General features: G+C 55.2%; 20 protein-coding genes. 5 read left to right on the top strand and 15 right to left on the bottom strand.

The annotated features are described in order from the left end of the window. Nucleotides 1-89: 89 nt before the first annotated feature. Nucleotides 90-980: a cysteine synthase CysM gene (gene cysM / locus G565_RS0101560; protein WP_028669399.1), complete on the bottom strand. Its 891-nt coding sequence runs from the start codon at nucleotides 978-980 to the stop codon at nucleotides 90-92. A gap of 209 nt (nucleotides 981-1,189) precedes the next feature. Here cysM and G565_RS22510 point away from each other — a divergent pair, with 209 nt between their 5' ends. Beyond that, a complete protein-coding gene (locus tag G565_RS22510) occupies nucleotides 1,190-4,051 on the top strand; it encodes a response regulator (RefSeq protein ID WP_051207129.1) in 2,862 nt (953 codons plus the stop codon). A gap of 5 nt (nucleotides 4,052-4,056) precedes the next feature. Here the strand turns inward: G565_RS22510 and acpS are convergent, their stop codons facing one another. The 9 genes from acpS to G565_RS0101610 form a co-directional block, all read right to left on the bottom strand. Beyond that, on the bottom strand, nucleotides 4,057-4,425 hold the full coding sequence (acpS, locus tag G565_RS0101570; RefSeq protein WP_028669400.1) for a holo-ACP synthase: 369 nt from the start codon (nucleotides 4,423-4,425) through the stop codon (nucleotides 4,057-4,059). Nucleotides 4,426-4,458: 33 nt separating this feature from the next. Further along, on the bottom strand, nucleotides 4,459-5,124 hold the full coding sequence (recO, locus tag G565_RS22515; protein WP_051207131.1) for a DNA repair protein RecO: 666 nt from the start codon (nucleotides 5,122-5,124) through the stop codon (nucleotides 4,459-4,461). After that, nucleotides 5,121-6,032: a GTPase Era gene (gene era / locus G565_RS0101580; RefSeq protein ID WP_028669401.1), complete on the bottom strand. Its 912-nt coding sequence runs from the start codon at nucleotides 6,030-6,032 to the stop codon at nucleotides 5,121-5,123. The genes recO and era overlap by 4 nt, the downstream gene beginning before the upstream one ends. Further along, entirely contained in the window at nucleotides 6,029-6,703 is a 675-nt protein-coding gene (gene rnc / locus G565_RS0101585; protein WP_037337170.1) for a ribonuclease III, read from the bottom strand. The genes era and rnc overlap by 4 nt, the downstream gene beginning before the upstream one ends. A gap of 12 nt (nucleotides 6,704-6,715) precedes the next feature. Continuing rightward, nucleotides 6,716-7,081: a DUF4845 domain-containing protein gene (locus tag G565_RS0101590; RefSeq protein WP_028669403.1), complete on the bottom strand. Its 366-nt coding sequence runs from the start codon at nucleotides 7,079-7,081 to the stop codon at nucleotides 6,716-6,718. Nucleotides 7,082-7,195: 114 nt separating this feature from the next. Continuing rightward, a complete protein-coding gene (lepB, locus tag G565_RS0101595; protein WP_342662957.1) occupies nucleotides 7,196-8,299 on the bottom strand; it encodes a signal peptidase I in 1,104 nt (367 codons plus the stop codon). 59 nt (nucleotides 8,300-8,358) lie between these two features. Continuing rightward, nucleotides 8,359-10,161, bottom strand: a complete 1,803-nt coding sequence (gene lepA, locus G565_RS0101600) for a translation elongation factor 4 (RefSeq protein WP_028669405.1) — start codon at nucleotides 10,159-10,161, stop codon at nucleotides 8,359-8,361. A gap of 102 nt (nucleotides 10,162-10,263) precedes the next feature. After that, nucleotides 10,264-11,649 carry a Do family serine endopeptidase gene (locus tag G565_RS0101605; protein ID WP_028669406.1) on the bottom strand — a complete coding sequence of 462 codons (1,386 nt, stop codon included), beginning with the start codon at nucleotides 11,647-11,649 and terminating at the stop codon, nucleotides 10,264-10,266. A gap of 125 nt (nucleotides 11,650-11,774) precedes the next feature. Then, the gene (locus G565_RS0101610) at nucleotides 11,775-12,260 is read right to left on the bottom strand and encodes a SoxR reducing system RseC family protein (RefSeq protein WP_028669407.1); all 486 of its coding nucleotides are present in this window, start codon (nucleotides 12,258-12,260) and stop codon (nucleotides 11,775-11,777) included. A gap of 185 nt (nucleotides 12,261-12,445) precedes the next feature. On the opposite strand from G565_RS0101610, the gene nadB reads away from it, so the two are divergent. Then, nucleotides 12,446-14,053, top strand: a complete 1,608-nt coding sequence (gene nadB / locus G565_RS0101615; RefSeq protein WP_028669408.1) for an L-aspartate oxidase — start codon at nucleotides 12,446-12,448, stop codon at nucleotides 14,051-14,053. Here the strand turns inward: nadB and G565_RS0101620 are convergent. The 3 genes from G565_RS0101620 to G565_RS26685 all read right to left on the bottom strand — a co-directional run bounded on the left by G565_RS0101620 (nucleotide 14,050) and on the right by G565_RS26685 (nucleotide 14,975). Then, complete coding sequence (locus G565_RS0101620; RefSeq protein WP_028669409.1) at nucleotides 14,050-14,499, bottom strand: protein YgfX; 450 nt, start codon at nucleotides 14,497-14,499, stop codon at nucleotides 14,050-14,052. The genes nadB and G565_RS0101620 overlap by 4 nt on opposite strands. Further along, nucleotides 14,483-14,743, bottom strand: coding sequence for an FAD assembly factor SdhE (locus G565_RS0101625; protein WP_028669410.1), 261 nt, complete (start codon nucleotides 14,741-14,743; stop codon nucleotides 14,483-14,485). The genes G565_RS0101620 and G565_RS0101625 overlap by 17 nt, the downstream gene beginning before the upstream one ends. A gap of 91 nt (nucleotides 14,744-14,834) precedes the next feature. Further along, nucleotides 14,835-14,975, bottom strand: coding sequence for a hypothetical protein (locus G565_RS26685; RefSeq protein ID WP_157599975.1), 141 nt, complete (start codon nucleotides 14,973-14,975; stop codon nucleotides 14,835-14,837). Between the two features lie 7 nt (nucleotides 14,976-14,982). Between G565_RS26685 and ygfZ the strand changes: the two genes are divergently transcribed. Continuing rightward, nucleotides 14,983-15,924, top strand: a complete 942-nt coding sequence (gene ygfZ / locus G565_RS0101635; protein ID WP_028669411.1) for a CAF17-like 4Fe-4S cluster assembly/insertion protein YgfZ — start codon at nucleotides 14,983-14,985, stop codon at nucleotides 15,922-15,924. Nucleotides 15,925-16,027: 103 nt separating this feature from the next. Continuing rightward, on the top strand, nucleotides 16,028-16,864 hold the full coding sequence (locus tag G565_RS22520; RefSeq protein WP_037337175.1) for an HDOD domain-containing protein: 837 nt from the start codon (nucleotides 16,028-16,030) through the stop codon (nucleotides 16,862-16,864). Between the two features lie 136 nt (nucleotides 16,865-17,000). Here the strand turns inward: G565_RS22520 and G565_RS0101645 are convergent, their stop codons facing one another. After that, complete coding sequence (locus G565_RS0101645) at nucleotides 17,001-17,267, bottom strand: YkgJ family cysteine cluster protein (RefSeq protein WP_028669412.1); 267 nt, start codon at nucleotides 17,265-17,267, stop codon at nucleotides 17,001-17,003. A gap of 67 nt (nucleotides 17,268-17,334) precedes the next feature. On the opposite strand from G565_RS0101645, the gene G565_RS0101650 reads away from it, so the two are divergent. Then, entirely contained in the window at nucleotides 17,335-18,105 is a 771-nt protein-coding gene (locus tag G565_RS0101650; RefSeq protein WP_028669413.1) for an alpha/beta fold hydrolase, read from the top strand. Nucleotides 18,106-18,153: 48 nt separating this feature from the next. Here the strand turns inward: G565_RS0101650 and G565_RS0101655 are convergent, their stop codons facing one another. Further along, nucleotides 18,154-18,504 (bottom strand): hypothetical protein, encoded by a 351-nt coding sequence (locus tag G565_RS0101655; RefSeq protein ID WP_157599976.1) that lies wholly within the window; start codon nucleotides 18,502-18,504, stop codon nucleotides 18,154-18,156. Nucleotide 18,505 lies beyond the last annotated feature (1 nt).

The following is an 18,505-nucleotide window of genomic DNA, read 5'->3' on the forward strand; positions in this document are numbered from 1 at the left end:
CGGGCGCACCTTAGCCATTGAACCCTCCCGGCGCAAGGCCGTTCTGGTTATGACCCTTCGCCTTAGCCAGTTTCGGGCCAGATCGCTCCTTACCGGAATACCCCAGTCGACAGATACCGGTCGCCCCGGTCACAAATAATGGCCACTATCACCGCATTCTCAAGTTGTTCGCTCAGGCGCAAGGCACCGGCTACCGAGCCACCGGACGAAACGCCAGCAAAGATGCCTTCTTCGGCCGCCAGTCGGCGCATGGACACTTCAGCCTCGTGCTGGTTAATGTCCAACACCTGGTCGACCCGGCTGGCTTCATATATTTTGGGCAGGTAGGCCTCTGGCCAGCGACGAATACCCGGTATTTGGGAGCCTTCATCGGGCTGCAATCCCACGATCTGAACGGCCGGATTTTGCTCTTTCAGATATCGCGACACACCCATTATGGTGCCGGTAGTGCCCATGGATGATACAAAATGGGTCACTTTCCCTTGCGTATCTCTCCAGATCTCAGGACCCGTGCTTTCATAGTGTGCCCTGGGGTTGTCCGGATTGGCGAACTGGTCCAACACCCGCCCTTTTCCTTCGGTCTGCATCTGCAACGCCAGATCACGCGCGTACTCCATGCCCTGCTCCTGAGTGACACTGATGATCTCAGCCCCATAGGCTCGCATGCTGGCACGCCGCTCTTCACTCAAATTCGCTGGCATGATCAGGATCATCTTATAGCCCTTGATCGCGGCTGCCATGGCCAGCGCAATGCCGGTATTACCGCTGGTGGCCTCGATCAGGGTGTCGCCTGGCGCTATGTCCCCTCTGTCTTCAGCATGCCGGATCATACTGATTGCCGGCCGGTCTTTAACCGAACCCGCAGGGTTATTGCCTTCCAGTTTAAGCAGGATGGTATTGCTCGTCTCTCCCGCCATGCGCTGCAAACGCACCAGGGGCGTATTGCCGACAAAGTCTTCAATCGTCGGATATGAGGGCATTGCCTGCCTCCTGTCAAAAAAGTGCGCCTATGATACTGCGTTCAGACGCCCATGCGTAATAGCGCCTGCTTTTAACCAGCATTGACTGCGCTATATCAAGACGACGAGACATCCGTTAAAACGCATGAGACGTGCTCTGTCGCGGGGTTTCAATTGACCGGCTGGCAAGGGCCGATTACAGTTCCTTTACTACAAAGACAGGCAATCAAATGATTTCCACGGGTATTCAAAACCGTATCCTCTTTATCGCTCTGGCGCCGGTTCTGGTCTTCGGAATTGCCTTTACCGCCTGGTTTACGAAAAATGATATGGACCAGCAAACCAACGCCTTTAACAATCGCACAGAAACAGCGGTTAACCGGCTGGCGGACGCCTTGTCGCTGCCACTGCAGGAAGGTCGTACCGAGCTGGTTCACGCCCTGCTGCGCCGTACTCTTAACGAGCGTGATGCCCGAGCTGTTCGCCTGTTCGACCCCTTTGGCAGTGAGTGGCTGGAATCGGGCCCAACCATGCGCGGCCCTGCCTACCCCTATTCCATTCAGGACACAAATCGCCTGACCCGTTACCGCAGCCAATCGACATTACGCTATCTGATCCCGGTCTACCCGCCGTCGGACCTGCAATTGCGCATGAGCACCTCGGCGCCAACAGGCTGGCTCGAGCTCGAATTCGACTACGCCAACACCCAGGTCGCTCACTACCGGACCTTACTGATCAACCTGATGATTCTAACCCTGGGCCTGATCGCCGTGTCCGGGCTAGCGGTCTGGCTCAGCCGGGAAATCAGCCGTCCGGTGCGTAATATGATTACCACAGTTGACGCGATTCGCGAAGGCAACCTGGACGCCCGGGTGGACCTTAAAGCCAACGGAGAACTGCACGACCTCGAAGTGGGCATTAATTCCATGGCAGAAACCCTCCGCGATGCCTATGAAGAAATGCAGAACAGCGTCGAACAGGCTACTGAAGACTTGCGCGAGACACTGGAAACCATCGAAATCCAGAACATTGAGCTCGACATGGCCCGACGCGAAGCCCAGCAGGCCAATCAAGTAAAAACCGAGTTTCTGGCCAATATGAGCCACGAAATTCGCACACCGCTCAACGGCATTATTGGCTTTGCCCGGCTGCTGGCCAAGTCCAACCTGACCCGCAAGCAAGAAGACTACATTTCCACCATACTGTCGTCGTCTCAGGGGTTGTTGACCATCATCAATGATGTCCTCGATTTTTGTAAAATCGAAGCAGGCAAACTGATGCTCGATAACCGCAGCATGAACTTGCGCGAAACCATTGAAGATGTGCTGGTGATGCTGGCGCCAGCATCACAGGCCAAACAACTCGAAGTTGTCAGCCTGTATTACTCGGACGTACCCGAGCAACTGGTCACCGACCCGTTGCGGCTCAAGCAGGTGCTGACCAATCTGGTCAACAACGCCATCAAGTTCACACCCAAAGGCAGCATCGTCGTGCGGACCATGATCGAGCAAGCCCAGGGCAACAAACTGATGGTTCGCATCAGTGTTACCGATACAGGTATTGGTCTGACCAAAGCAGAACAAAAAGCGCTGTTCCATGCATTCACCCAGGCTGACTCTTCAACCGCTCGTGAATTCGGCGGTACCGGACTCGGTCTGGTCATTTCCAAACGTCTGGTAGAACAGATGGGCGGTGATATCGGCCTGGAAAGCCAGAAAGATGAAGGCTCCACGTTCTGGTTCAACATCAAAGCCGAGGTCGCACCAGCTATCCAGCAGCCCCCAAAACTGACCGATCTGAACGATTTTACCCTCGCGATTGTAGAGCCGCGAGAAATGTCGCAACTGGCCTTGCGCCACCAGGCTGAACAGTGGGGTATGGAATGCCTGGTGATGGAAAAGCTGGACGAATTGCACCAACACTTGAAACAACCGGACACTGTGCGTCCTGATATGGCTCTGGTGGACGTCAGTGGCTTTGGCAACGATGATTCCCTGTACCGTCAAATACTCCATATTGAGCGGGAACTGCACTGTCCAACCCTCGTGCTGGCCACGACACGGGACGAGGATATCAGCTACAAGCTACTGGAACAGGGAGCCAAGCACTACTTGTCGACCCCGGTACGATACAGCCAACTCTACCAGACGCTGGTCACCATGCTGCGCCCCGAAAAAGCCGGGCAAGCCGACGAACAGTCATCACTGGCCCTGGGACTGGTCCGCTCTTCGGTGCGCGTATTGGCCGTAGACGACAATCCGGCCAACCTGAAACTGATCATCACCCTGCTGGAAAGCATCGGCATCCAGGTCGACGGTGCGCGCAATGGAGAGGATGCGGTGAAGGCCGTCCAAAACGCCCAGTATGATCTTATCTTTATGGATATTCAGATGCCCGGCATGGATGGCAAGCAAGCCACACGCCGTATTCGCCAAATGGAACCGGCGCATTCCCGCGTACCCATCATTGCGCTGACCGCCCATGCCCTGGCCGAAGAACGGCAAAGCATGCTCGACAGCGGGATGGACGACTATCTGACCAAGCCGGTCGACGAGGATCAGTTACACCGGACGTTGTTTAAATGGACTGGTACAACCCTGAGCTATGAGGATGCTCCGTCAGTCACGTCACCGGCAGACACTGAAGCGCCCGCATCGCTGGATATGGAAAAGCTGCACGCTCTGCCAGTGGTTGATTTCGTTTCCGGACTGGAGAAAGCCAGCGGGAAACTGGGCCTGGCGCGGGATATGTTCACCATGCTGATGGACAGCCTCGAAAAAGACCAGCGCCGCATGAACGCCCTGTATCAGCAGGGGGACTACAAAGCCCTGCTGGAAGACGTTCACCGGTTGCATGGTGCTACCCACTACTGCGGTGTGCCGCGCATCCAGATGACCGCCCTGTACACGGAATCACTGCTCAAGCAAGGCCACTACGCCATTCTGGAGGATGCGCTGTTCCTGCTGAATGAAGAGATCAATGAACTGTCACACTGGTCGAATGACCACGACTGGGAAAAGGTGCTGGATCAGGCGGTCAAGGTCTACGCCTATCAGATGCAACAAAAATCGGGTAAGCGTCAGCCCAGCTGATGCTCTCAGGCTAAGACTGCAAACGCCACGACATAGTCGAGTTCATCGGCCAGGCTGATGTGAACCTGATCCGCACCAAGTGACCGCTGCTTCTCCTGCGCTGCTCCGAATAACTGAGCTTTCGGGGCTCCGTTGGCATCCGGCAGTATCTCTATTCCCTGAAAGGTTACCCCCTGAGCAATCCCCGTCCCCAAAGCCTTGGCAATAGCTTCCTTGCCAGCAAAACGATTGGCCAGAAACTTCACCGGTGCTCCGCGCCGCTGATACTCATCCTGTTCAGCCCGGGTTAGGATGCGACGCACGAAACGATCACCCTGCTGAGCCAGTACTTGCCTGATACGGTCGATGTTGACGATGTCAGTTCCGATATTCACTGCCGGAGTCTCTTCATAGCTGCAACCCTATGGTCAGCATACCCAGTTTTTGCTGTGCCAGGAACGGCCGTCAAGCACCTGTTGAATCCGGCTGGCGTTAATCAACCGGGCTGTTGCAAGGGCTCTGGCAGGTTGCCAGTTGTTGTCAGCAATGGCCTGAATAAGGCTCCCCGGTAATTCATCGGCACGACTGCCCAGGCAAAACCCCCGAGCCGGATCAAAACGATAGAAACCGTTGGGCTCAATCCACTCCCCGGTGTCCATGGTCTGGCGATAATCAAGCCCAAACCCCGTAGCTTCCAGCAATTTTCGTTCAAAGTACCGCAACGCAGGCGCCTGTTGCGCAGGTCTTGCCAGCAGCAGCAGGGTGCTGGCGTACACGCCAAACAACCCTTCATCAGCCTGAAATCGGGGCACCAGCCGTACGCAGAGCTCATTGATATAAAGCCCCTGAACCAGAGCAGCACCGCGCTGCAGCGGCGCTGCACCCTGATAGCGCCAATCGTTAAGCTGTTTCAGTTCGGAATGCCCGTGAGTTCGGACCAAACAGGGACAAAACAGGGCGGGACGCTGGGTTCGGCCCACCGCAGTGAAACGCCCCAGGTCCGGTGTGAGCAATTCCAGCAACCAGTGAGCCTCGCGAAACGGGCGGGCATGCAAGACAAAGGCGGGCTGATTGGGCGCACGCCGTCCGGTCATGATTCGTTAAAGTAGCCCAGGCTTTTCAGGGCACGCTCATCATCGGCCCAACCGCCCTTTACCTTAACCCAGAGGTTAAGCATGACTTTGGCATCAAATAATTGTTCCATATCCACGCGGGCATCCTGCCCGACCTTTTTGATACGGCTGCCTTTATCGCCGATGACTATCTTCTTCTGGCCCTGACGTTCAACCAGAATCAGACCGTGAATATGCAACACGCGGTCCTCAAACTTGAACTGCTCGATCTCAACCGCCATGGAGTAGGGCAACTCGGCACCAAGTTGGCGCATCAGCTTTTCGCGGATCATCTCAGCCGCCATGAATCGCTCAGTCCGATCCGTAATTTGGTCTTCCGGAAAATAAAACAGACTCCTGGGTAGCCGTTTGGCAATTTGCTCAACCAATGCATCGAGGTTATTGCCCCTCAACGCCGACAAAGGGACCACTTCCGCAAAGTCGAACTGTTCAGCCAGGCGCTGCATGTGGGGTAACAGGCTTTGCTTGTCCTCCAGATGATCCACCTTGTTGATCGCCAGAATGACGGGCGCCTTGTTGGCCTTAAGCTTGTCGAGGACCCACTGATCTTCTTCCGTCCAAACAGTGCGATCAACAACCAGAACAATCACATCAACATCGGCCAGAGCCGAATCGGCAGCCCGGTTCATATAACGGTTGATGGCCTTTTCTTCACCACGGTGCATCCCCGGCGTGTCAACAAAGATCATCTGGACTTCGCCTTCACTGTGGATGCCCATAACCCGATGCCGGGTTGTCTGGGGTTTGCGAGAGGTAATGGACACCTTCTGACCCAAAACATGATTCATCAACGTCGATTTACCCACATTTGGCCGGCCAACGATGGCAACAAAACCACAGCGGGTATTCAGTTCATAGGGTTCATTCACTTGGCATGCTCTCCGAGCGCGTTCAGGGCAGCGCGTGCCGCTTCCTGTTCCGCAATACGTCGACTGTTACCAGCGCCGACCGTTGGTTGCTCCAGCCCCTCTACTTCACAATCTACGGTAAAGGTTTGATCGTGAGCTTCACCGGTCACTTCGCGTACGCTGTATTGCGGCAAGGGAGCCTTTCTCGACTGCAGAAACTCCTGCAGCCGGGTTTTGGAATCTTTGATGTTGTCGCTGAGGTTCAACTCTTGCAGCCTTTGATCAAACCAGTGAACGATAACGTTTTGAGCCATGTCCAGCGAATGATCAAGGCTGATTGCCCCGATAATGGCCTCAACCGCGTCAGCAAGAATACTGTCGCGCCGAAAACCGCCGCTCTTCAACTCACCACTGCCCAGGCGCAAGCACTCACCCAGTTCAAATTCCCGGCCCAACTCGGCCAGTGTTTCGCCTTTTACCAGATGAGCCCTTAGCCGGGACAATTGCCCTTCCCTTGCCTTGGGAAAGCGATCATACAGCTGCTGGGCAATGGTACAGTTAAGTATGGCGTCGCCCAGGAACTCGAGCCGTTCATTGTTCTTGCGCGCAAAACTGCGATGCGTCAGTGCCTGCTGCAACAAAACTGCATCGGTAAACTGATAACCCAGCCGTTGGCTGAGTCTTTCGATCATTAATGACACCGCTTAGAGTCCATATTCTTCGTAAAAGGTCAGTACAACATCGATGTTGGCGGCGATATGCACTCTTTTTTCATAGTCAAGAACGACTTTGGGCTCTGTCGCACGCAGATCGAAAGTCAGGTCTTTACGCAGATCGAGCTCAATGTTGTTGATACTCAGGTTCTTGGACATTCGGCTTCTGAATTCAGACTCCAGAAAATCACCGCCACTCATCTCCTGACTGGTCCGACTGATCATCTGGTCAATGGTGAACTGGTCATAATAGGGGCCAGACAACTTGATGATCAGGGTGCCGAAAAAAATGACCATAAACAGTAAAACAGCCATCGCAAGAATCGTTATGCCCTGCTCTCGTTTCGGAGTCCGCATTATCATTTATCCTGTTTGGGGCAACGCCCGTCGCATTGCCAGTCTCGTGGAGCAGATGGAACACCGGTTTACGGCAAGCCCTTGCTTTGGGGTAAACTCGCGCAGTCCGGCGGGTTAGTCAATAGCACCAACGCGGGAGAACGCCGGATACCAGCCTTTCCAGGTCATCCAGACCGCGACCGCCTCGCCCAGAATCGCGTTTTCGTCGACAAAACCCCAGGCATTATCGCCCTGATTATTATAGTCGCTTTGCTCCAGGCGCCGCTGCCCTTCCCAATACCGGGAATCGTGACTTGCATCACGGTTATCACCCATTACAAAGTAGTGCCCTTCCGGCACCTGCACGCCTTGTACTGGCACCCATTCATGGGGGTGACGGTTCGGTCCTGCCTGATTCTGATAGATAAAATGCTCTACATCGCCCAGCTGTTCACTGTACAGAGTGTATCGACCCTCGGTGTCTGCGGTTCTTTGCTCAAAGGCGATATCAATCTCATTTCCATTGATGCTGAGCTGACGTCGTCCGTAATCGTATTGAATCAAATCTCCCGGCAAACCAACGACGCGTTTAATGAAGTTTTTACTGGGCTCATGCGGCGGACGAAACACGATGACGTCACCCCGCTCTGGCTGGCTGATAGGGATAACAACATCATTGGTCACTGGCATACGCAGGCCATAGGTAAACCGGTTAACAATGATGAAGTCACCAATTTCCAGTGTCGGTTTCATCGAACCTGAGGGAATTTGAAACGGTTCAAACAAAAAACTGCGTAGCACGAACACAATCAGCAGAACAGGAAAGAAAGACCGGCTATTTTCAATCAGGCCGGGCTCCGCATTAAGGTCTTCACGGACTGAGTCAAAATCCGTCATGCTTTGTTCGGCAGCCGCCAATACGTTGCGACGGGCCGCCCGCAGCAGCAGTATATCGGCCAGATAGACAAGACCGGTAACCAGAGTAGCCACGGCCAGCAGCAACGCAAAATCAAAGCTTTGCTGAATGGTCTGCCAGATCAGCGCCAACAACAGCGCCAACAGTGCGTAACCCAACCCCCGCTCTAGCATGCTCGGGGCAAAGAGTGCCTCCAAATGGGCCCGGTTCCAGTCGGTTTGATCAACCGCATCCGCCAGGTGTCGCCGTTGCCGGATAAAAATAACCGTCGCCAGCACCACTGTCATGACCAGGCTGGCCCAAAAAAGCACTATCACGTTCATTCCATACTGTCCTTATGCAAACACGGTAGCCAGCCGGGGCCATCAGGGCCGGTCAACTTTCAACTGTCAACTTTCAAGATTGCCAGGAAGGCATCCTGCGGGATCGAGACTGAACCGACCTGCTTCATCCGCTTTTTGCCTTCTTTCTGGCGTTGCAGCAACTTCTTCTTACGACTGACATCACCGCCATAGCACTTTGCGGTCACGTTTTTGCGCAGCGCCTTAACGGTAGTGCGCGCAACAACCTGATTACCAATAGCGGCCTGTACAGCCACGTCAAACATCTGCCGGGGAATCAGTTCCTTCATCTTTTCACACAGCAACCGGCCACGGCGTTGCACGTGATCCCGGTGCATAATGACCGCCAATGCATCCACTCTGTCTCCATTGACCAGCACATCGAGGCGCGTGAGGTTCGACGCCTCAAAACGGTCGAACGCGAAGTCCAGCGAGGCGAAACCGCGGCTGACCGACTTCAGTCGGTCAAAGAAGTCCATCACGATTTCAGCCATGGGCAAATCATATTCCAACGATACCTGACCACCCAGGAACTGCATGTCACGCTGAACCCCCCGCTTTTCCACGCAAAGAGTGATGACATTACCAACGTGTTCCTGAGGCACCAGTATCGACGCCCGAACAATGGGCTCCCGAAACTCTTCGATGTTATTGACGGCAGGCAACTTGGACGGGTTGTCAACAAAAATGACCTCTCCGTCAGTCTTCATGATCTCGTACACCACGGTCGGTGCCGTGATGATCAGGTCCAGATCGTATTCGCGTTCAAGCCGCTCCTGAATGATCTCCATGTGCAACATGCCCAGAAAACCACAGCGGAAACCGAAGCCCAGCGCATCAGAGCTCTCCGGCTCATAAAACAAGCTGGCATCGTTCAGGCTGAGTTTTTCAAGCGCGGTTCGAAAGTCTTCGTAGTCATCGGCCGATACCGGGAACAAACCGGCATAAACCTGAGGTTTGCTCTTTTTAAAGCCCGGTACAGCCGCCACATCAGGCGTGCTTGACAGGGTAATGGTATCCCCGACCGGCGCGCCTCGAATTTCTTTGATGGACGCACAGATATAGCCTACTTCACCGGCCCTGAGCCGACTTTTTTCGGCCATTTTGGGCGTAAAGATACCAAGCTTGTCGACCACATGAATGCGACCGGTGCTCTTGATGATAATCTTGTCACCCTTATTCAGGGTGCCATGACGAACCCGGACCAGTGACACCACGCCCAGATAATTGTCGAACCAGGAGTCAATGATCAGCGCCTGAAGGTCGCCATCAAGATTCCCCACCGGCGGCGGAATTCGCTCGATCAGTTGCTCCAGCACGTCTTCAATGCCCAGGCCGCTTTTGGCCGAGGCATGCACCGCGTCGTGCGCATCGATGCCGATGATTTCTTCAATTTCCTGCGCAACACGCTCTGGCTCGGCCTGGGGCAGGTCCATTTTGTTCAGGACAGGCACGACTTCAAGGCCCTGTTCAATGGCGGTGTAGCAATTGGCCACGGACTGGGCTTCAACACCTTGTGCGGCATCCACAACCAGCAGAGCGCCTTCACAGGCAAACAAAGACCGCGAGACCTCATAGGCAAAGTCGACATGCCCGGGCGTGTCAATGAAATTCAGCTGGTACACTTTGCCGTCGCGAGCCTTGTAATCCAGGGTCACGCTCTGCGCCTTAATGGTAATGCCCCGCTCACGCTCCAAGTCCATGGAGTCCAGCACCTGTTCGGCCATCTCACGCTCGGTCAGGCCACCACACACCTGTATAAAACGGTCTGCCAGTGTGGATTTGCCATGGTCGATATGGGCGATGATGGAGAAATTACGTATGTGGGAGAGATCACTGCTCACAGAAGCAAATACTCAGCTTAAAAATGGGGTCGCGAGTTTAAACCATTTGGCCTGTGAACACCACGACAGCCCCGGCCGATGACGCACGGCCGGGGCTGAGTGTCACTCGGTGGGAATCGCCAGATACACGATGTTGGTACCGCGCAGGATACGAACCGCCACGGCGCCATTTTGCGGTAATTCGCGCACGATACGGTCGAAATCTTCTTTATCGCGAACAAAAGAGCCACCCATCATGGTGATCACATCACCGGATTGCAGACCCGCCTCTTCAGCGGGGCCTGTCAGTACCTCCTCAACCAGCACACCATCACGCTCTCCTGCGTCTACGACCACGATGTTCAACGAGTTGTCTGAACTGGGCTCCGGAGGAGCAGCCTGTTCTGCAATGCGGGTCTCATCAAGGATTCCGATGGTCACTTCTAGGGTTTCGCGCTCACCATTGCGCAGCACCAGTACGTCAACACTATTCTCAGGCCTGACCTGACCGACCAGTGGTGGTAAATCGGAATAACGACGCACCGGCTTTCCGTCGAACTCGAGAATGATGTCGTCAGCTCGAATACCACCTTGCTGTGCCGGACTGCCGTCAAATACCCGGGCAATAAGAGCCCCCTCTGCGCGTTCCAGGCCCATGGAGCGAGCCAATTCGAGGTCTTCATTGAATGGAGGGTACATTTCGACACCCAACCAACCTCGCTGGACTTCACCCGTCTCACGCAATTGATCGGCGATGTTTATGGCAATATCAATCGGGATGGCGAAAGAAACGCCCATAAAACCGCCTGAACGGGTATATATTTGCGAGTTGATACCGACCACTTCACCGTCGAGGTTAAACAAGGGGCCACCCGAGTTACCCGGGTTAATGGCAACATCCGTCTGTATGAAGGGCACATAGCGGTCCGATCCACCCAACGCCCGCCCCTTGGCACTGACGATTCCTGCGGTTACTGAGTATTCAAAATTGAATGGCGAACCAATCGCCAACACCCACTCTCCTACTTTAAGGTCTTCACTGCTGCCCATGGTTACCGCATGCAGATTCTCTGCCTCAACCTTTAACAATGCCACGTCACTTTGAGGGTCAGTACCCACCACCTCAGCTTCATAGGAGGTACCATTGGTCAGCATCACCCGAACGTCGTCAGCTCCGTCAATCACGTGATTATTGGTCAGAATATAACCGTCTTCGGAAAGAATAAAACCGGACCCCAGGCCTTCTCTCGGCGTAGGATTGGGTCGCTCAAAATCGAAATTGGGAGGCAATTGGTCGCCAAAGAAGTAGCGGAAAAATTCCGGAACCTCCTGATTGCTGTCTGGTCGGGCCGATCGTGCAACCGGTTCGGTTGAGGTTGTGATTTTAACAACCGAGGGTGAATGGTCTTCCACTAACTCGGTAAAATCGGGCAAGCCTTCGGCCATGGCCTCGCTGGCCAAAAACAAAACGCCCACGACTGCGGTAACAATGGATGTCCGTTGTAACATGTAAGAGTACTCCACTCAGCATTGAGTTGAACGGGGATGTTAGGCCTAAGTGTGTCTTATCAAAGCACCCGAAGTGTTCGTTTTACATGCCATTTACGCCCTGCCAGCGAGGACTGGTACCATCACTAGCCGACCTCTCGGGCAATTATCTCAATCGCAGGTGTCTCTATCGACAGAATACGTGGCTGCCCCGCTTCATTCGGGCTGGCAAACCGCCAACGGGTGACCGCCACCGCAGACGCACCCGCCAGAACCGCCATCAGCAACTGAACAGGTTCGGGAATGGACAAATGAGATCCGGCCCAGAGCATCAGAAAGGCAGGCAGCAGCGGCCACAGATACATCCAGATTGCCGCCCGGGACAAGGCATCTTCAGGGACCCCCAGACGCACAACATCGCCTGGCCGCAAGGCCCGTTCCGTTTGCGCCCCTGCATCTTCGATGAAAAAGTGGTTTTTAGCGTCCTGCCGTTCACTGCCACCCCACTCACTCAACACGGCCTGGCCACAACCCTGACGGGCTTTGCAGCTTTGGCAGGCACGGGTTTGCACGACGGAAACAACGGCTCCCCTTGCACTCACCTCCACCACCTGACCACTCTCTTCAACCACTCGACATCCGCCTGTTATCGGGTACGTGCCACTTATTATACCGACTCACTTGCGGCCAACAATGCTCCCGGCTCAATGATGGCACCCTGGGTGAGTAATCGACCAGAGTTTGGTTATACTGGCGCTTCAGGGCTCTGACCTACCAGGCCCTGCCTCTCTTTAAGTTGTGCATGGAGTATGCGTTGATGCCTTCACGATTGTCCGCTGATGTTCTGGTCATCGGTACCGGTGCGGCCGGCCTGACGCTGGCACTCAGCCTGCCACGAAACCTGAACATCTATCTGGTGTGCAAAGGCGAATTGGGCTGGGGTTCAACGGCCTGGGCCCAGGGTGGCGTCGCCGCCGTGCTGGATAAAGTCGACTCCGTCGACGATCATGTCGCCGACACGTTAAAGGCCGGTGGCGGTCTGTGCGAACCCAAAGCCGTGCGCCACACCGTGGAACGCTCGGCCAGTGCAATACAGTGGCTGATTGACCAGGGTGTCCCCTTCACCCATGAAGACGGTTCCGAAGTCGACTACCACCTGACTCGCGAGGGAGGCCATCGTCATCGTCGTATCATTCACGCTGCGGACGCCACCGGTCGGGCCATTTCCGAAACACTGATCAGAAACGTTCAGCAACGGGCCAATATTCATGTACTGGAACAACACATAGCGGTGGATCTGATCACTCGCAACAAGGTATTCGGCACCTCTGAGACGCCTGACCGCTGCCTCGGGGCCTATGTTCTCGATCAGCGTAACGACCGGGTCGTGACCATCGGCGCTCGCTCCACGGTGATCGCCACTGGCGGCGCCAGCAAAGTATACCTGTTCACCAGCAACCCCGATGGCGCTACCGGGGATGGCATAGCCATGGCCTGGCGGGCCGGATGCCGGGTGGTCAATATGGAATTCAATCAGTTTCATCCAACTTGCCTGTATCACCCAAAAGCCAAGTCATTTCTGATTTCCGAAGCCGTTCGCGGTGAGGGCGGGCTGCTGAAGCTGCCCAATGGCGAACGATTCATGCATCGTTTTGACAAACGGGGAGAGCTGGCCCCGCGTGACATTGTTGCCCGCGCCATTGACCATGAAATGAAGCGATTGGGGGCCGATCATTTGTATCTGGATATCAGCCACAAACCCGCCGACTTCATTCGCAGTCACTTTCCCAACATTTACGACCGCTGCCTGAGCTTCGGTTACGACATGACCCTGGAACCCATTCCCGTGGTTCCGGCCGCGCATTACACCTGCGGTGGCATACGCACCGACCTGCATGCGCGAACTGACCTGGCTGGTTTGTATGCGGCGGGCGAATGCGCCTACACCGGGTTGCACGGTGCCAATCGGCTGGCATCGAACTCCTTGCTCGAATGCATTGTGTTTGCACGTATGGCCAGTGCCGACATTCTGGACAGCGACACGGGGCCCAGTGATCCGGACGAATTACCATTGTGGGATGAATCACGGGTATCAGACTCAGACGAAAAAGTCGTTATCAGCCATAACTGGGATGAGATTCGTCGATTCATGTGGGACTACGTCGGCATTGTTCGCAGTGACAAGCGCCTGGAACGCGCCTTGCGCCGGGTGCGATTGCTGAAACAGGAAATCCAGGATTATTACGCTAACTTCAGGGTCAGTGCCGACCTGCTGGAGCTGCGTAATCTGGTCGTTGTTGCCGAACTGATCATCGAATCGGCATTGTCTCGAAAGGAAAGCCGGGGGCTGCACTATACCCGCACTTATCCCGAGCCGCAGGAGCAAACTGAGATTACGGTGCTGTCTCCGGAACGCCCGCACTAATCATCTAGCGGAGCTAACGACTCCCGGCGCAAGGCGCTGGCCTGAATACGGAACCAGGCATTCAGGCTGCGCCAGCTCGGGTCGGTGACACTGTCACGCCAGACCATCAGCTCACGGCGATACCCCGTCTCGACACACGCCAGCTCAAAACGAACGTAGAGCGCATTGCGACGCCCCCGCCCTCGCCACTGGTAGCGCTCCCCCGCCGTGGATGCCAGTTGGTCATACACCCATAGATCAGCACCGGCCCAACGCAAGTAGACCGGTTGTGGCTCAGAGCGAACGACAACAACCAGCGCCGCACCCAACACTGTGGCCAGGCCACCCAACAGCAAAACAGGCAAAGCACTGAACCCCAACAGAATCAGACACCCCGCCAATGGCGCCGCCATCATCAGCCAGCGCAACCGTGAGGGTTTTACGCGACATTCAATCGGGTTGAACACGGTCCAGTATCTTGCGCACCATGTAAGCCATCTCGGGGTCTTCGGGTTTGGATTTTTCCAGAAACCAGTTCCATAAATCCTGATCTTCATTGTCAATCAGGCGGCGATAGATTCGCTGATCATCTTCATTGAGCCGAGGGTAAACCGACTCGGTGTAGGGTACCAGCAGCACATCCAGTTCAAGCATGCCACGGCGACTGTGCCACCAGAGGCGACGGTGAATCAAAGCTTGCTCTTCTGTCATTTCCACGATAAATCGCCCACACTCAGATCCATGATGATACGCCGGATATGTCGGAGGCTCTGCCACTCCTGTCCTAAACGACATGAGTACATCAGGCACCCTTGATGAATCCGGCCAGTAAGCGCAAAGTGTACCAGTAATGCCAGCGCAATCCGAACCAACCCAGTTTGGTTTGGCGGGCGCTGCGCACGACAAAGACGTTACCATTGACTATCCGGCCAATCACGGACACTGACAATATGCACCCGGCTACCAAGCATTCCACAGACCCCGCCACGCCCGGCGACACCCCAGTATTTTACCCGCTTGACCATCTTGCGGTGATCGATATTACCGGTTCCGACGCCCTGAACTTCCTGCAAGGGCAAGGCACCCAGGATTATCTCAAGCGCCTGCCTCGCGAACCGCTACCTGGCGCTTTCTGCACCCCCAAAGGTCGCGTCGTCGCTAATGTCTGGAATGTCCTGCTTGCGTCTGAACCGGCCACCGTCAAACTGGTCACCGACCGCAGCAGTGCAGAAACACTGGGACGTCACCTGGGGAAGTACATTCCCTTTTTTCGCGGATCGAAGCTGACTGATCAGAGCCAGGCTCTTCATGGACTGGGGTTGCACGGCGCCCAAACAGATAGCTGGCTGACCCGTGTTCTGGGTAACTCCATTGATGGCATCTGGCACAAGGGTGGTCACTTTGCTTTCCATCTCCCGGACGGGCGCGCCCAGCTCTGGCTGGATGCGCTGGCCGAAGACTATGAACAGCTCATGGAGCAGATTGAACATTCCCGGGTTCAGCCCCCAACCGACTGGCAACGCCTGGATATTCTGGCAGGTTACCCTTGGGTTAGCGCCAGTTTGACCGGTGCGTTCGTGCCTCAGTCAATCGGGCTTGAGCGACTTGACGGCATTTCATTCAACAAAGGGTGTTACACCGGCCAGGAAGTGATCTCACGGCTTCATTACAAAGGCCAGAGCAAGCGTGGATTGCAACGGTTGCGCTGGCACGGTGACGCCGAACCTGAAAGCGCAGACATCTACACCCAGACCGGCACAGCGGGTACCTGGATCAACTGGGTGACCGGGGGCGAACACTGCCTGGGACTGGCCATGATTAAACAATCCACCGAGACCCCAACGCTTTTCCTCGACAGTGAACGGCAGATACCATTGGAGCTGCTAGACTAGTTCCAGCGGGTTTGTATGAGTCAAACTGCCTGACGACTCAAGCCCGTGTTACACTGCCACCACAGACAAACGGCATCCCGGCATCAAGGAAACGTTGGCCCCTATGAGCAAACTGTTAGAGACAGTCAAGCAAGACATCATTGACGCGCTGAACAACGACCAACTGGTTTTGCCCAGCCTGCCAGAGGTTGCCCTGAAAGTGAGGGACACGGCCGAAGACCCGGATGCGACGATCAAGCAACTGACCGACATCATTTCCCGCGACAGCGCCTTAAGCGCCCGTATCATCAGGGTAGTCAACAGCCCCTTGTTGCGTGCACCACAGGAAGTTCGGGATTTATCGATGGCGGTCAGCAGACTGGGCATGAACTACACCTCCAATCTCGCCATTGGACTGGCCATGGAGCAGATGTTCCAGGCGACCTCAGACATGATCGACAAGCGTATGCGCCAACTATGGCGCCTGACTGGCCAGGTCTCGGCCATGGCGACCATTCTGGCGCGCCAGACAGCTGCGGTCGGGCCTGAAGAAGCGTTACTCGCGGCACTGGTGCACAGATTGGGCGCCCTGCCTATTCTGACCTTTGCCGAGGAACGCGACGACCTCATTCTCGACAACATCACTCTGGGTCAGATCATCGACCAGTTACATGGCCACCTGGGCAGCGTTATCCTGGAACGCTGGGATTTTTCACCCCAGTTAAGCCGGGTACCGCGCGACTACCGCAAATTCGATCGATCACCGGCCGACGCTGATCTGACCGACATCATCACGGTCGCCAATCTGATTGTGTTAAAAGACAGCACCAGCGGCTGGTCTCGAATGGACTGGACCAAAGTCAGGGCTTTTGAACGACTGGCCCTGCCGATTGATCGCGAAGATCCGCTCTACGCCGAGCTCGAACGCGAAGCGACAACCGCCCAGGCCGCCTTTTTATAGCAGGCTGTTGAAAATCGCCGGCTACCAGTCAAGGAGGTTCTTATGAAACCCTCGACTGGTAAGTCGTTGATTTCGTAAGAAAAGTAAAAATCACATTGTTTGCTTTTCGTGTTTTAAAAAAGGCAAGAAACCTTTTTCAACAACCTGACAGAGGTTTGGAGCTGATTTCCAAAGCATCCAGTATGCGCAAGGCCTCCTCGCGACTGTCCCCACAGAACGCTGCCTCGGCCTGAAAGGCCGAGCACACAGCGGGGCGCTCAGGGCGCCCAAACAGCGCACAACGAGCGTCATCCAGCAAATGGACACAACGTACACCAGCGGGCTTGCCTTCCGGCATCCCATGGAACGCCTGATGAATGGACGGTGCGATGCAACAGGCACCACACCCGGAACGACATTGCATAACCTACCTCTGGTAACATACCCGAACTGACAAACCCGCCATTGAGCGCAGGAGACTCCGAGAAATCATGGAACTGTACAGCGACACCCTGGGTTCAGGACCTGACCTGGTGATTTTACATGGCCTGTTCGGCAGTGGTGATAACTGGCGCAGCATCGCCAAATCGTTATCAGAACACTACCGTGTACACTTGCTGGACTTGCCCAACCATGGCCGCTCTCCCTGGGTAAAGCAACAGTCCTATCCGGTGTTTGCCAGGGCCGTGTCCGACTGGATGTCTTCACAGGACATCAAGCAGACCGCCTTACTGGGCCATTCTATGGGGGGTAAAGTGGCCATGCAGCTGGCGTTAAACCACTGTCACGTCCAAATCGACAAACTGATCATTGTCGACATCGCTCCGCGCGCCTACCCGCCTCACCATCAGGACATTTTTAATGCGCTGGCCAATACGGATCTGACTCGGCTTAAAAACCGGTCAGACGTCGACGATGCACTCAAAGACGGCATCGAAACCACGGGCATCCGGCAATTCATTCTTAAAAGCCTGTACCGGAACGACAATGGCCAGCTTGCCTGGCGCTTCAATCTGGACGCCTTGCAACAGCAATATAACACCATTGCCAGCGAGCCAGACTTTGACCATCCGTTTAATGGCCCAACACTCTTTATCAAGGGCATGAACAGCCAGTACATTCAGTCGAGCGACCAATCGGCCATTACTGAACGCTTTCCGCATGCGACTGCGAAGATCATCGAGGGTGCGGGCCATTGGCCGCACGCGGAAAAACCCGCCGCATTCCTGAGAATTTTGGAGCGCTTTTTAGAAGCAGGCTGACGCAGCCTGGACGGCCGGGCAAATACTCGGCCGGCCCAAACACTCAACTCAAAAAGACTTGGAACCACCCTGCTCCAGGCGGCTCAGAAAATGTCGCAATCGAATCTGACCTGGCTCCTTGAACCGCACTTTACCCAGTCGGGGCCGCAGCCCCTGCTCATCCTGTAACCGGGCGCATTCCTGCCTCAAGGTTTCGAGCTCAGGGTCGTGCCGGATTGGCATGTCCAAAAAGAACTGCCACTCGTCCTCGTCGGCCTCCCCCTCAAGCGCCCGGGTAACAAGCCCCTGAACACTGTCCTGAGTTGGCCGGTAAACCGGTGCTTTACCCCAGATCATGGCCAATGTAACGCCTACGATAACGACGAGAGTGACGCCAAAGACGAGCAAAAATTCAGACACC

Origin of the sequence: Saccharospirillum impatiens DSM 12546, from assembly GCF_000423605.1 — a bacterium.
GTDB classification, from domain to species: Bacteria; Pseudomonadota; Gammaproteobacteria; order Pseudomonadales; family Natronospirillaceae; genus Saccharospirillum; species Saccharospirillum impatiens.

Coding starts and splice junctions, on each gene's coding strand:
- cysM (WP_028669399.1), bottom strand. CDS start 980: ATGCCCTCATATCCGACGATTGAAGACTTTGTCGGCAATACGCCCCTG.
- G565_RS22510 (WP_051207129.1), top strand. CDS start 1,190: ATGATTTCCACGGGTATTCAAAACCGTATCCTCTTTATCGCTCTGGCG.
- recO (WP_051207131.1), bottom strand. CDS start 5,124: ATGACCGGACGGCGTGCGCCCAATCAGCCCGCCTTTGTCTTGCATGCC.
- rnc (WP_037337170.1), bottom strand. CDS start 6,703: ATGATCGAAAGACTCAGCCAACGGCTGGGTTATCAGTTTACCGATGCA.
- G565_RS0101590 (WP_028669403.1), bottom strand. CDS start 7,081: ATGCGGACTCCGAAACGAGAGCAGGGCATAACGATTCTTGCGATGGCT.
- lepB (WP_342662957.1), bottom strand. CDS start 8,299: ATGAACGTGATAGTGCTTTTTTGGGCCAGCCTGGTCATGACAGTGGTG.
- G565_RS0101605 (WP_028669406.1), bottom strand. CDS start 11,649: ATGTTACAACGGACATCCATTGTTACCGCAGTCGTGGGCGTTTTGTTT.
- nadB (WP_028669408.1), top strand. CDS start 12,446: ATGCCTTCACGATTGTCCGCTGATGTTCTGGTCATCGGTACCGGTGCG.
- G565_RS0101625 (WP_028669410.1), bottom strand. CDS start 14,743: ATGACAGAAGAGCAAGCTTTGATTCACCGTCGCCTCTGGTGGCACAGT.
- ygfZ (WP_028669411.1), top strand. CDS start 14,983: ATGCACCCGGCTACCAAGCATTCCACAGACCCCGCCACGCCCGGCGAC.
- G565_RS22520 (WP_037337175.1), top strand. CDS start 16,028: ATGAGCAAACTGTTAGAGACAGTCAAGCAAGACATCATTGACGCGCTG.
- G565_RS0101645 (WP_028669412.1), bottom strand. CDS start 17,267: ATGCAATGTCGTTCCGGGTGTGGTGCCTGTTGCATCGCACCGTCCATT.
- G565_RS0101650 (WP_028669413.1), top strand. CDS start 17,335: ATGGAACTGTACAGCGACACCCTGGGTTCAGGACCTGACCTGGTGATT.